This window comes from Bradyrhizobium sp. A5, assembly GCF_042076515.1.
GTDB lineage: Bacteria > Pseudomonadota > Alphaproteobacteria > Rhizobiales > Xanthobacteraceae > Bradyrhizobium > Bradyrhizobium cosmicum.
In genome coordinates this window covers 5525994-5539033 of sequence record NZ_CP148990.1, presented here as the reverse complement: position 1 = coordinate 5539033, position 13040 = coordinate 5525994, and the positions used below count along the sequence as shown (strand labels likewise).

General features: G+C 65.0%; 8 protein-coding genes and 1 pseudogene. 8 read left to right on the top strand and 1 reads right to left on the bottom strand.

The annotated features are described in order from the left end of the window. Positions 1 to 71 precede the first annotated feature (71 nt). Positions 72 to 1232: a winged helix-turn-helix domain-containing protein gene (locus WHZ77_RS26400; protein ID WP_375310629.1), complete on the top strand. Its 1161-nt coding sequence runs from the start codon at positions 72 to 74 to the stop codon at positions 1230 to 1232. 121 nt (positions 1233 to 1353) lie between these two features. On the opposite strand, the pseudogene WHZ77_RS26395 reads toward WHZ77_RS26400, so the two are convergent. Continuing rightward, positions 1354 to 1768: pseudogene (locus tag WHZ77_RS26395) on the bottom strand (DUF2809 domain-containing protein); the annotation flags it as partial. A gap of 79 nt (positions 1769 to 1847) precedes the next feature. Here WHZ77_RS26395 and WHZ77_RS26390 point away from each other — a divergent pair. From WHZ77_RS26390 to WHZ77_RS26360, 7 genes are all read left to right on the top strand, one after another. Further along, positions 1848 to 3170, top strand: a complete 1323-nt coding sequence (locus tag WHZ77_RS26390) for an MFS transporter (protein ID WP_375310628.1) — start codon at positions 1848 to 1850, stop codon at positions 3168 to 3170. A 211-nt stretch (positions 3171 to 3381) separates the two neighbouring features. Beyond that, positions 3382 to 4488, top strand: coding sequence for an efflux RND transporter periplasmic adaptor subunit (locus WHZ77_RS26385; RefSeq protein WP_375310627.1), 1107 nt, complete (start codon positions 3382 to 3384; stop codon positions 4486 to 4488). 230 nt (positions 4489 to 4718) lie between these two features. Continuing rightward, the gene (locus WHZ77_RS26380) at positions 4719 to 7856 is read left to right on the top strand and encodes an efflux RND transporter permease subunit (protein WP_375310626.1); all 3138 of its coding nucleotides are present in this window, start codon (positions 4719 to 4721) and stop codon (positions 7854 to 7856) included. Between the two features lie 33 nt (positions 7857 to 7889). Continuing rightward, complete coding sequence (locus WHZ77_RS26375; RefSeq protein ID WP_375310625.1) at positions 7890 to 8489, top strand: TetR/AcrR family transcriptional regulator; 600 nt, start codon at positions 7890 to 7892, stop codon at positions 8487 to 8489. A gap of 86 nt (positions 8490 to 8575) precedes the next feature. Continuing rightward, positions 8576 to 9199 carry a flavin reductase family protein gene (locus tag WHZ77_RS26370; RefSeq protein WP_015688049.1) on the top strand — a complete coding sequence of 208 codons (624 nt, stop codon included), beginning with the start codon at positions 8576 to 8578 and terminating at the stop codon, positions 9197 to 9199. A 288-nt stretch (positions 9200 to 9487) separates the two neighbouring features. Then, positions 9488 to 11755, top strand: a complete 2268-nt coding sequence (locus WHZ77_RS26365) for an acyl-CoA dehydrogenase (protein WP_375310624.1) — start codon at positions 9488 to 9490, stop codon at positions 11753 to 11755. Beyond that, positions 11755 to 13038: an acetyl-CoA C-acetyltransferase gene (locus tag WHZ77_RS26360; protein WP_375310623.1), complete on the top strand. Its 1284-nt coding sequence runs from the start codon at positions 11755 to 11757 to the stop codon at positions 13036 to 13038. The genes WHZ77_RS26365 and WHZ77_RS26360 overlap by 1 nt, the downstream gene beginning before the upstream one ends. Positions 13039 to 13040: the final 2 nt, after the last annotated feature.

Here is a 13040-nt window from a genome sequence, read left to right as displayed (position 1 = left end):
GCGATTTTCTTTGGCCGCTCCTTCGGCGTCTGCTTTTCCCCGGTGCGAATCCGGCTACATTATCCCCCGCAATGTCACGCGCGCTGAAACCGATCCCGCTCACCACGACACAGGCCCGGCAGATCTGGCTGCATGCCCAGCGGCTGGATGCGCGCGCTCCGTTTGGGGATGGCGCGGCAGCCGTGACGGATGCAGTTGCCCATCTCGGCTATGTGCAGATCGACACCATCAACGTGATCGAGCGCTGTCATCACCACATCCTGTTCAGCCGCATTCCGTCCTACCGCCGCGCCGACCTGCGCCAGGCCCAGAGCGTCGACAGGACCGTGTTCGAATACTGGACGCATGCACTCTCCTACGTTCCCTCGAACGATTTTCGCTTCTTCCTGCCGGCGATGCGCGAGCATCGGCGCGAGGGCCACAGATGGTACGCCTCGGTGACGCCGGCCGACACGCGCAAGGTGATGCGGCTGCTGCGCGCCGGCCCGCTGACGATCCGCGACATCGAGGACGACGTGCTCACCGAGAAGGAGCACCTCTGGCAGAGCCGAAAGCCCTCGAAGCGCGCGTTGCAGCTCGCCTTCTATACCGGCGTCGCGACCGTCAGCGAGCGCCAGGGCATGCTCAAGACCTACGAGCTGATGACGCGTCATTTCGGCTGGGACAGGCTGCCGAAGCCGGCGTCGGCGCGGGAGATCACGGCCTATCTGCTCGATCGCGCGCTGCGGTCACAGGGCGTGGTCAGCCTGGATTCGATCTGCCACCTCGATGCGCCCAGCAAGCAGGCGGTGGCGGGCCTGATCGCCTCACGCGTCCGCCGCGGCGAGCTCGTGCCTGTCGCGGTCGACGGCGCCGGCAAGCAGGAGCATTGGGCGGCGCCCGCGGCGCTGGAGCCCGGCGAAGTGTCGCCGGATCTCGTCCACATCCTCTCGCCGTTCGATCCCCTGATCATCCAGCGCAAGCGCACCAATCTCATCTTCGGCTACAACCATCTGTTCGAAGCCTATGTGCCGAAAGCCAGGCGCAAGCTCGGCTATTTCGCACTGCCCGTGCTGGTCGGCGACGAGATCGTTGCCGCGCTGGACCTCAAGACCGACCGGCAGGCAAAGAAGCTGCTGATGCAGAAATGGACCTGGGTCGGGGAGGGTGAGAAGACCTCAGAGCGCAGGGAGCTGAAGCGCGCGATCGAGGAAGAACTCGATCGCTTTGCGCGGTTTCAATTGGCGGAGTGAAGGCTGCTCGCCACGGCGCCGGTCTCGTAGGGTGGGCAAAGCGGAGCGTGCCCACCATCGTAGTAAGTGAAGAGAAATGGTGGGCACGGCGCTGACGCGCCTTTGCCCACCCTACGAGACCGCGCTTCCCGGCGAGCCGATCGATCCAAACACCGAGCGCGATCCCCACCGCACAAGCTACCAAATTCCACAACGAAAAGATTCGCCCCAACAGCAGCGCGCCTGCCGTCGTCAACCGGAATGCATCGAGCCACGGCGGATGCACCAGCCGCGAGAACTCGACCACGACCGCGATGCCCATCGCGACGGCGGCGATCTGCGCCAGCGAGCGCCGCGTCAGCAAAACCCCGACCAGCAGAAACCATCGTCGCCCATAGCAGCGAGCCGCCGTACTTCACCGCGAAGGCGGGGAGGCCGGGCGGAAAGCCGTACCAGCGCAAGCACAGTCCACACCCCATCACGACCAGCGCCAGGGCGGCACGGATCAGCGACCGCTGCCGCAGCGCAATGGTGTCGGCCGGCTGCGCACCATGCATTGCTTGCTCCATTGACTCTTTGCCGGCGATGCTGAAAACCCCGGATCAGCTCACAAAAGCAATAACCCGGGGGAAAGCCATGAGCCAGACCACGACCTATTCCGGCGCTGCCAAGAGCGCCATCGAGACGTCGACCATCCGCGCCATCTCCTGGCGCCTGATACCGTTCCTGGTGCTGGCCTACTTCTTCTCCTATCTCGACCGCGTCAATCTCGGCTTCGCCGCGCTGACCATGAATGCCGAGCTGAAGTTCACGCCGCTGATCTTCTCCTGGGGCGCCGGCATCTTCTTCATCGGCTATTTCATCTTCGAGGTGCCGAGTAACCTGGCGCTGGAGAAGTTCGGCGCGAGCCGCTGGATCGCCCGCATCATGGTGACATGGGGCATCATCTCGGCGTTGATGGCGCTCACGAGCGGTGTCACCAGCTTTTACGTGTTCCGCTTCCTGCTCGGCGTCGCCGAAGCCGGTTTCTTCCCCGGCATCATCCTCTATCTCACCTACTGGTACCCGGCCGAATATCGCGCGCGCTTCCTCGCGGCCTTCGCCATCGCCGTGCCGGTCTCGACCGTGATCGGCGCGCCGGTCTCGGGCCTGCTGCTCGGGCTCGACGGCGCGATGGGCCTGAAGGGCTGGCAGTGGCTGTTCATTCTGGAGGGCATCCCCTCGGTGCTGCTCGGCATCGTCACCTGGTTCTATCTCACCGACAAGCCGGAGAAGGCGGACTGGCTTTCGGCCGAGCAGAAGGCCTGGCTCAAGGCGAAGCTTGACGCCGAGATCGCGGCCAAGCAGGCCGTGAAGCATCTGACGCTCGGCGAAGCGCTGTCCTCGCCCAAGGTGATCACGCTGAGCCTGATCTATTTCGGCTTCGTCGGCGCGCTCTACGGCATGCAGTTCTGGCTGCCGCAGATCGTCAAGGCGTTCGGTCTCACCAATGCGCAGACCGGTTTTGTCACCGCGATCCCCTATCTGTTCGGCACCATCGCGATGATCCTGTGGGCGCGGCATTCCGATGCGACGCGCGAGCGCGTGGTGCATGTCGGCGCGCCGCTGCTGCTCACCGCCGTCGCGCTTGCCGTTTCCAGCTACCTCACGGACCCCGCCATGACGATGGTGGTGCTGACGGTCGCGGCGATCGGCGTGTTCTGCTGCTTCGGCGTGTTCTGGACGCTGCCGACCGCCTGGCTCTCAGGCACGGCGGCAGCCGGCGGCATCGCGCTGATCAACTCGATCGGCAACCTCGCCGGCTTCGGCGGGCCGTACCTGATCGGGTGGGTCAAGGAAGCCACCGGCCAGACCTCGACCGGCTTGCTCGTGCTTGCGGTGTTGCCCCTGATCGCCGGCATCCTGGTCTTCATCGGCGGCCACCAGAGCGAGCACGAGTTCGTGGAGCAGGGGCGGTAGAGGCGGCCCGTCTGCGAGTGTGCAGGCCCGGATTGCGCTGCACGCGATCCGGGCTGCGAGCTTTTGCCGACCCTACAATCGCACCCCAATGACGTTCATCCCAATCCTTACCACCCCTTAACGATCACGCATTCCTGATGACTGACGATTATTGACTTTCGTCAGTAGTTAGTCGACATTCCCGGCATTGCAGCCGCAGGAGTGTCCTCCGATGTTCGTTCGGTCGGTTTTGTCCAGCTATTCCAGGTTCTTGGCGGGTGTGTCGCTGGCCCTGATGGCCGCCGCGCTGGCCGGGTGCAATGACACCGTCGCTGAAAAGGCCGAGCCGCCGCGGCCGGTTCTGGTCGCGACCGCGCATTATGATGCCGAGACGCCGGAGCGCAGCTTCGTCGGCACCGTCAGGCCTCGGATCGAGAGCGATCTCGGCTTCCGTGTCGCCGGCAAGGTCGCCAAGCGCCTGGTCGAGGTCGGTCAGACCGTCGAGATCGGCCAGCCACTGGCGACCCTCGACGAGGTCGATTTGAAGCTCCAGGCCGAGCAGTCCGTCGCCGAGCAGACCGCCGCGACCGGCGTGCTGGCCCAGGCCGCCGCTGCCGAGCAGCGCGCGAAGGATCTGAAGGCCAAGGGCTGGACCACCGATGCCCAGCTGGATTCGAGTCGCGCCGCGGCCGACGAGGCCCGGGCGCGTCTGAACCGGGCCGAGCGCTCGGTCGAGCTGACCAAGAATTCCCTTTCCTACGCGACGCTCAACGCCGACGCCCGTGGCGTCGTCACCGCAACGCTGATCGAGCCCGGCCAGGTGGTTGCCGCAGGCCAGACCTCGATTCGCGTCGCCCGCTTTGCCGAGAAGGAAGCGGTCGTCGCGATCCCTGAGACGCTGGTCGGACGTGCCAAGTCGGGCGCCGCCAGCGTCACTCTTTGGTCGGAGCCGGGCAAGAAGTACGCGGCCAAGCTGCGCGAGATCGCGCCCACGGCGGATTCCGCCACGCGCACCTATCTCGCGAAATTTTCGCTGCCCGAGGCCGACGACAAGGTGTCGCTCGGCATGACCGCGACGCTGACGCTGTCGGATGCTGCGACCGAACGCGTTGCGCGGTTGCCGCTGTCGGCGTTGTTCAACGAAGGCGGCAAGCCTTCCTTCTACGTCGTCGACGACAACGGCGCCGTCACGCTGAAGCCGGTCGTGGTGAAGTCCTACGAGAGCAACGACGTCATCATCACCAGTGGTGTGGACGAGGGCGCCAAGATCGTGGCCCTCGGCGTTCAGAAGCTCGATCCGGGCCAGAAGGTGCGGATCGTGTCGTCGTTGTCTTTCTAACGAGCATGATCCGGAAAAGTGTGTAGCGGTTTTCCGATCAAGATCATGCTCAAAAAAGTTACGAGTTTCGTCGTGTGAGGTGAGTTTCGGCCCGAGCGCAAATGCGAAGGCTGAAGCGGCGAAGCGATCCAGAACCTGCCCAGCCCCCTGGATTGCTTCGCTGCCTCGCGACGACGGCTGAACAGAGTGGCTGTCGTTTTTTGCAACTGGATCGTCTTTCGGAGAGAGCGATGAAGCGCTTCAACCTTTCGGCCTGGGCCGTCAGCCATCAAACGCTGGTTCTCTTCCTGATGCTGGTGCTCGGCGTCGCCGGCTTCTTCTCCTATCAGAAGCTCGGACGTGCCGAGGATCCGTTCTTCACCGTGAAGGTGGTCAACGTCTCCGTGATCTGGCCGGGCGCGACCGCGCAGGAGATGCAAACGCAGGTCGCCGATCCCATCGAGAAGAAGATCCAGGAGCTGCCCTATTTCGAGAAGGTGCAGACCTATTCCAAGCCCGCTTTCACCGCGCTCCAGGTCACCTTCCGCGATTCAACGCCGCCGAAGGACGTGCCGTATCTGTTTTATCTGCTGCGCAAGAAGCTCGCCGACGTGCAGGGTCAGCTGCCCTCGGGCATCCTCGGTCCGGTCGTCAACGACGAGTTCTCCGACGTCGATTCCATTCTCTACATGATGACCGGTGACGGCGCGGATTACGCCCAGCTCAAGAAGGTCTCGGAAGGATTCCGCCAGCGCCTGCTGAAGGTGCCGGGCGTGACCAAGGTCGACGTCTACGGCAATCAGGACGAGCGCATCTTCGTCGAGTTCAGCCACGCCAAGCTCGCCACCCTCGGCATCACGCCGCAGGCGCTGTTCGATTCGCTCGCCAAGCAGAACAACGTGACGCCTGCCGGCACGGTCGAGACCTCGTCGCAGCGCGTGCCGCTGCGCGTCACCGGCGCGCTCGACGGCGCCAAGGCTGTCGCCGAAACGCCGGTCGAAAGCAACGGCCGCGTGTTCCGCTTAGGCGATATCGCCGCTGTCACCCACGGCTATGTCGACCCGCCGAGCTTCATCGTGCGCCAGGAAGGCAAGGCCGCGATCGGCATCGGCGTCGTCACCGCCAAGGGCGCCAACATCCTCGAGCTCGGCAAGGAGGTCGAGAAGGCCACCGCCGAGTTCATGAAGGCCGTGCCGCAGGGCGTCGACGTCAAGCTGATCGCCGACCAGCCCAAGGTGGTCGAGCACGCCGTCGGCGAGTTCGTGCACTCCTTCATGGAAGCACTCGTCATCGTGCTGTTCGTCTCGTTCCTGGCACTGGGCTGGCGTACCGGCATCGTGGTTGCGCTGTCGGTGCCGCTGGTGCTCGGCATCGTCTTCATCGTCATGAACACGATGTCGCTCGACCTGCACCGCATCACGCTCGGCGCGCTGATCATCGCGCTTGGCCTTCTGGTGGATGATGCCATCATCGCGGTCGAGATGATGGTGGTGAAGATGGAGCAGGGCTGGGACCGCTTCCGGGCTGCGTCATTTGCCTGGGAATCGACCGCGTTTCCGATGCTGACGGGAACGCTGGTCACGGCCGCCGGCTTCCTCCCCATCGGCTTTGCCAATTCCGCGGTCGGCGAATATGCCGGCAGCATCTTCTGGATCGTGGCGATCGCGCTGGTCGCCTCCTGGTTCGTTGCGGTGATCTTCACGCCCTATATCGGCGTCATGCTGCTGCCCAACATCAAGGTGCACCACAATCACGATCCGCACGCGGTCTACGACACCCGGATGTATCGCGGCCTGCGCGCCATCGTGCAGTGGTGCGTCAACCACCGCATCACCGTGGTGGCCGCGACCGTCGGCGTGTTCATCGCCTCGATCGTCGGCTTCGGCCATGTCCAGCAGCAGTTCTTCCCGCTGTCGGAGCGGCCCGAGCTGTTCCTCCAGCTGCGCCTGCCGGAGGGCACCGCCTTCAACGTCACCGAGAAGGCGGTGAAGAAGGCCGAGACGCTGCTGAAGGACGACAAGGACATCGAGACCTATACGTCCTATGTCGGCCAGGGCTCGCCGCGCTTCTGGCTCGGCCTCAACCCGCAACTTCCGAACGAGGCTTTTGCCGAGATCGTCGTCGTCGCCAAGGGCGTCGAAGCGCGCGAGCGGGTCAAGGCCAAGATCGAGAACGCGGTCGCCGACGGCATGCTGACGGAGGCGCGCGTGCGCGTCGACCGCTTCAATTTCGGTCCGCCGGTTGGCTTCCCCGTCCAGTTCCGCGTGATCGGACCTGATGCCAACAAGGTGCGCGAGATCGCCTATCAGGTTCGCGACGTCATGCGGCAGAACAAGAACGTCAAGGACGTCCAGCTCGACTGGAACGAGCAGTCGCCCTACCTCAAGCTGGTCGTCGACCAGGACCGCGCCCGCGCCATGGGCCTGACCCCGCAGGACGTGTCGCAGGCACTCGCGATGCTGATCTCGGGTGCGCAGGTCACGACCATCCGCGACGGTATCGAGAAGGTCGCCGTGGTCGCCCGCGCGATCCCGTCCGAGCGCCTCGACCTCGGCGGCGTCGGTGATCTCACCATCACCTCGCGCAACGGCGTTGCCGTGCCGCTGCAGCAGATCGCCAAGATCGAGTATGCCCACGAGGAGCCGATCATGTGGCGGCGCAACCGCGACATGGCGATCACCGTGCGCTCCGACGTCGTCGACGGCGTGCAGGCTCCCGACGTCACCAACCAGATCACGCCGAAGCTGAAGGCGATCAAGGATCACCTCGAGCCGGCCTACCGGATCGAGCCGGGTGGCGCGTTCGAGGAATCCGCCAAGGGCAACGCCTCGATCTTCGTCCTATTCCCGCTGATGGTCATGGTGATGCTGACGCTGCTGATGATCCAGCTGCAGAGCTTCTCGCGCCTGATCCTCGTGTTCCTGACCGCGCCGCTCGGCATCGTCGGCGCCTCGTTCGGCCTCAACCTCGCCAACGCCCCGTTCGGCTTCGTGGCGCTGCTTGGCCTGATCGCGCTCGCCGGCATGATCATGCGCAACACGGTCATCCTGGTCGACCAGATCGAGACCGACGTCTCGCACGGCCTGACCCGCCGCGAGGCGATCGTGGAGGCAACCGTCCGCCGTGCCCGTCCAGTGGTGCTGACGGCGCTCGCCGCGATCCTCGCCATGATCCCGCTGTCGCGCTCGGCCTTCTGGGGTCCGATGGCGATCACCATCATGGGCGGTCTGTTCGTCGCGACCTTCCTGACCCTCCTGTACCTGCCGGGCCTCTATGCACTTTGGTTCAGGAAGAGCCTGGATGAGGCGGGGACTCCCGAACAGTCCGCTGCGTCGCAGCATGGCAGCGATGAGCATCCCGCAATTCCGCTTGCTGAAGCGGCTGAATAAATGAGAAGACTGCTGACGAACGAGTCCTGACTGATGGCCCTTATTTCGGAACATATCGAAGGCGACACCCGGGATCGTATTCTCGAGGTGGCCGAGCGGCTGTTCCGCCAGATCGGCTACCAGAAGACCACGGTCGGGGACATCGCCAAGGAGCTCAGGATGAGCCCCGCCAATGTCTATCGCTTCTTCGAATCGAAGAAGGCGATCCATCAGGCGGTGGCCCGTTCGCTGATGGGCGAGGTCGAGCTGGAGGCGCAGCGGATCGTGGCGCGGCCCGGTCCCGTGCTCCCGCGCTTCCGCGAACTGCTCACCACCATCCATCGTATGAACACCGAGCGCTATGTCGGCGACAACAAGCTGCATGAGATGGTCGAGATCGCGATGCAGGAGGACTGGGAGGTCTGCGTCGCCCATATGGAGCTGATCACCACGACGATCGCCCAGATGATCGCGCAAGGCGCGGCCTCCGGCGAGTTCGTCGCGCCGGACCTGCAACTGGCCTCGATGTGCGCCTGCACCGCGATGATGCGCTTCTTCCACCCCCAGATGATCGCCCAGTGCACCACCAAGCCCGGCCCGACCATCGACCAGATGATCGATTTCGTCATCGCGGGTCTGTCGCCGCGCCCCTGACGGGCGGGGAATTTCTCCTGTAAGCAGGTTCAATGCACCAGACCGACCGGCTGGTGGCAGACGAGGACGGGCAGGGGAAAGCCAGCGTGACCGACAAAGATCTGTACTTCTACGAGCCCTCCAAAGGCCACGGCCTCAAGCACGATCCCTTCAACGCCATCATCGCGCCGCGGCCGATCGGCTGGATCTCCTCACGCGACACCAAGGGCCACGTCAATCTAGCGCCCTACAGCTTCTTCAACGCCTTCTGCTACGTGCCTCCGATCATCGGCTTCTCCTCCACAAACTGGAAGGACACGGTCTCGAACATGGAGCAGACTAGGGAGTTCGTCTGGAATCTGACCACCATGGATCTCGCCAAGCAGATGAACGCGACCGCCGCGCATGTCGGACCCGAGGTCGACGAGTTCGAACTCGCGGGCCTCACCGCCGTACCCGGCAAGCTCGTCAACGTGCCGCGTGTCGGCGAGAGCCCGGTCGCCTTCGAGTGCAAGGTGTCCGACATCGTCCGCCTCAAGGGCGCCGACGGCAAGGAAGCCGATGCCTGGCTGACGCTCGGCGAGGTCGTCGCCGTCCACATCGACAAGGCCATGATCAAGGACGGCGTCTACCAGACCGCCGCCGCCCGCCCGATCGTGCGCGCGGGGCGCCGCGGCGACTATTTCGAGATCAAGCCGGAAAACATGTTCGAGATGGTCCGCCCGGATTGAGGCTGGGCCACAGTCATTCCGGGGCGGCGCGTCAGCGTCGAGCCCGGAATCCATAACCACGATCGGGAGTATGGATTCCGGGCTCGCGCCAAGAGGCGCGCCCCGGAATGACAGCTGGGCATCCCGCCCCAACCCCTCCCCGGAACTGCCCCCACGCCCCGGCCGTTAGGTCCCCGGGGCGGCCGCCCGGCCGCGTCAATTCGCTTCTTTTTGCCGGCGAAGTGTTCACTCACCCCAGCCACTTTCCGCTAAAATGCCTGACAACCGCGCCGTTGCATGAGGTCCGCCATGAGCTTCCGCCGCGACACCATCACCAAGCCGATCTTCTCCTGGGCGCGCGGCGTGCTGCCGGCGATGTCCGACACCGAGCGCGAGGCGCTGGAGGCCGGTGACGTCTGGTGGGACGCCGATCTCTTCACCGGCAATCCCGACTGGTCGAAGCTGCTGAAGATCGCGCCGGCCAAATTGACCGACGAGGAGCAGGCCTTCCTCAACGGTCCCGTCAACGAACTCTGCGCCATGCTCGACGAGTGGAAGATCTTCTGGGAATGGCGCGACTTGCCCCAGGACGTCTGGGCTTTCATCAAGCGCGAGAAGTTCTTCGGCATGATCATCCCGAAGGAGTTCGGCGGCCTCGGCTTCTCGCCCTATGCTCATTCGGAAGTCGTCCGCAAGATCTCCACCCGCTCGATCGCGGCGGCCGTCACCGTGATGGTGCCGAACTCGCTTGGACCGGGCGAGCTTCTGATGCGCTTCGGCACCAAGGAGCAGCAGGAGCGCTGGTTGCCACGCCTCGCCGATGGCCGTGACATTCCCTGCTTCGGCCTCACCAGCCCCGAAGCCGGCTCCGATGCCGCCTCGATGGTCGACACCGGCATCATCTGCAAGGGCACTTTCGAAGGTCGCGAGGTCGTCGGCCTCCGGCTGAACTGGCACAAGCGCTATATAACGCTCGGTCCCGTCGCGACGCTCTTGGGGCTGGCGTTCAAGGCCTACGATCCCGATCATCTCGTGGGGAGTCAGGAAGCGCTCGGGATCACCGTGGCGTTGATCCCGACTCATCTGCCCGGCGTCGAGATCGGCCAGCGCCATCTGCCGTCGATGCAGGTATTCCAGAACGGCCCAAACCGGGGCCGCGATGTCTTCATTCCGCTCGACTATGTCATCGGCGGCCAGGAGCGGCTGGGGCAGGGCTGGAAGATGCTGATGACGGCGCTCGCCGCCGGCCGCGGCATCTCGCTGCCGTCGCTGTCGGCGGCCGGTGCCGCCTACGCGGCGCGCACCACCGGCGCCTATGCCCGCATCCGCGAGCAGTTCGGCATCTCCATCTCCAAATTCGAAGGCGTCGAGGAGCCGCTGGCGCGCATCGTCGCCACCGCCTATCAGCTCGACGCGGCGCGGCGGCTCACCTGCGCGGCGCTGAACGCCGGCGTTCATCCCGCTGTCATCTCCGGCATCATGAAGCTGCATGCGACCGAGCGAATGCGCACCGCTGTCGACGACGCCATGGACATCCATGGCGGCAAGGCCGTGATCGACGGACCGCAAAACTATCTCGGCAATCTCCACCGCGCCGTTCCGGTCGGCATTACGGTGGAGGGCGCCAACATCCTGACCCGCAACCTCATCGTGTTCGGGCAGGGCGCGATCCGCGCGCATCCCTATCCGCTCGCCGAGATGACCGCGCTTGCCGACACCGACCGCGACCGCGGGCTCACCGCGTTCGACAAGGCGTTCTGGAAACATGTCGGCCATAGCTTCGAGACGCTCTTGCGCGCCTTCGGCCGGAGTTGGACCTTTGGCGCCTTCGCGCCGGCACCGAACGCAGGCGACGCCACGCCATTCTATCGCCAGCTCTCGCGCTATTCGGCGGCGTTCGCGCTCTGCGCCGACATGGCGCTGCTCACGCTCGGCGGCGCACTCAAGCGCAAAGAGATGCTGTCGGCGCGCTTTGGCGACATCCTGTCCGAGCTGTACCTGTTATCGGCGGCGCTGAAACGCTGGCAGGACGAGGGCCGGCAGAAGGAAGACTTCGCCGCGCTGGAATGGTGCATGGCGACCGGCTTCAAGACGATCGAAAACAGGCTTGCGGAAATCCTCGCCAATCTGCCCAACCGTTTCGTCGCCGGCTTCCTCAAGCTCGTGATCCAGCCGTTCGGTGCCCGCGTGCTTGGCCCGTCCGACCGTGTCGTGCACCAATGCGCTGGCATCGTGCTGGAGCCCTCGGCCGCGCGTGAGCGCCTCACGCCGGACCTCGCCCATGTCGATGACGACGGCGGCTTCGCCCGGCTGGAGCGCGCGTTCACGCTGGTCACGGGCACCGACGCCATCGCCAAGCGCATGCGCGCGGCGCACATCCGTGACTGGAAGGACGCCGTGGCCAAGGGCGTGATCACGCAGGCCGAAGGCGAGCAGCTTGCCGAGGCTCACGAAGCCGTCACAAAAGTGCTCGAGGTCGACGATTTTGCGCCGGAGGCGCTGTCGCCGATTTACAAGAAAACCGGAGATGTGCATCAGTTCTTCCAGGAACTCGGTGAACAGAGGGCGGCGAGCTGATGGCACGACCGGTTTTGATCGTCGACGGCAGCCGGACGCCGTTCTTGAAGGCGCGTTCGGGGCCCGGACCGTTCACGCCGGTGGATCTTGCCGTGCAGTGCGGACGGCCGCTGCTCGCGCGCCAGCCGTTTTCGCCGGATGATTTCGACCAGGTCATCCTCGGCTGCGTCAACGTGATCGCGGACGAGATGAATCCGGCCCGCGTCGCCGCGCTCCGGCTCGGTATGGGCGAGGACATGGTCGCCCTCACCGTGCAGATCAACTGTGGCTCCGGCATGCAGTCGATCGATACCGCCTACCGCTACATTCGCGAGGGCCACGCCGACATGATCCTCGCCGGCGGTACCGAGGCGCTCAGTCACGCGCCATTGGTCTGGCCGAATTCCGGCGTGCGCTGGTTTGCCGGCCTTGCCACGGCCAAGGGCATCGCCGCGAAGGCCGCCGCCGCCTTCAGGCTGCGGCCGCGCGATCTCAAGCCCATCATTGGCCTGGAGCGCGGGCTGACCGACCCCATCACCGATCTGAACATGGGTCAGACCGCCGAAGTCGTCGGCCATCTCTTCGGCATTACGCGCGCACAGTCCGACGCTTACGCCGCCGAGAGCCATCGCCGGCTCGCACATGCGCAGACGGAGGGCTATCTCAAGGGGGAGGTCGAGACCGCGTTCTCCCGTAATGGAAAATTCTTCGACCACGACGACGGCGTACGTCCGGACTCGACGGCCGAGACGCTGGCAAAGCTGAAGCCGGTGTTCGAGCGGCCCTGGGGGCAGGTCACCGCCGGCAATTCCTCGCAGATCACCGACGGCGCCTCCTGGGTGATCCTCGCCTCCGACGCGGCGGTGGCAAAGCACAGGCTGACGCCGAAGGCCGCCATCGTCGACAGCAACTGGGCCGCGCTCGATCCCAGCATCATGGGACTCGGCCCGGTGATGTCGGCGACGCCGCTGCTTGCGCGCAACGGCCTCACGGTTCAGGATGTCGAGACTTGGGAGCTGAACGAGGCTTTTGCAACGCAGGTGCTCGGCTGTCTCGCCGCCTGGAACGACGATAAATTCTGCCGTGAGATCCTGGGCCTCGACGGCGCGGCCGGCGAGATCAATCGTGACAAGCTCAATGTCGACGGCGGCGCCATCTCGCTCGGCCATCCCGTCGGCACCTCCGGCAACCGTATCGTGCTGCACCTCGTCAACGCGATGAAGCGGCTCGGCACGCGGCGCGGTGTCGCCACCGAATGTATCGGCGGCGGGCTAGGCGGCGCCATGCTGATCGAGGCGGTGTGACC

Bases quoted from the DNA above. Each gene is read 5' to 3' on its own strand.
- WHZ77_RS26400 (WP_375310629.1), top strand. From the start codon at position 72: ATGTCACGCGCGCTGAAACCGATCCCGCTCACCACGACACAGGCCCGG.
- WHZ77_RS26390 (WP_375310628.1), top strand. From the start codon at position 1,848: ATGAGCCAGACCACGACCTATTCCGGCGCTGCCAAGAGCGCCATCGAG.
- WHZ77_RS26385 (WP_375310627.1), top strand. From the start codon at position 3,382: ATGTTCGTTCGGTCGGTTTTGTCCAGCTATTCCAGGTTCTTGGCGGGT.
- WHZ77_RS26380 (WP_375310626.1), top strand. From the start codon at position 4,719: ATGAAGCGCTTCAACCTTTCGGCCTGGGCCGTCAGCCATCAAACGCTG.
- WHZ77_RS26375 (WP_375310625.1), top strand. From the start codon at position 7,890: ATGGCCCTTATTTCGGAACATATCGAAGGCGACACCCGGGATCGTATT.
- WHZ77_RS26365 (WP_375310624.1), top strand. From the start codon at position 9,488: ATGAGCTTCCGCCGCGACACCATCACCAAGCCGATCTTCTCCTGGGCG.
- WHZ77_RS26360 (WP_375310623.1), top strand. From the start codon at position 11,755: ATGGCACGACCGGTTTTGATCGTCGACGGCAGCCGGACGCCGTTCTTG.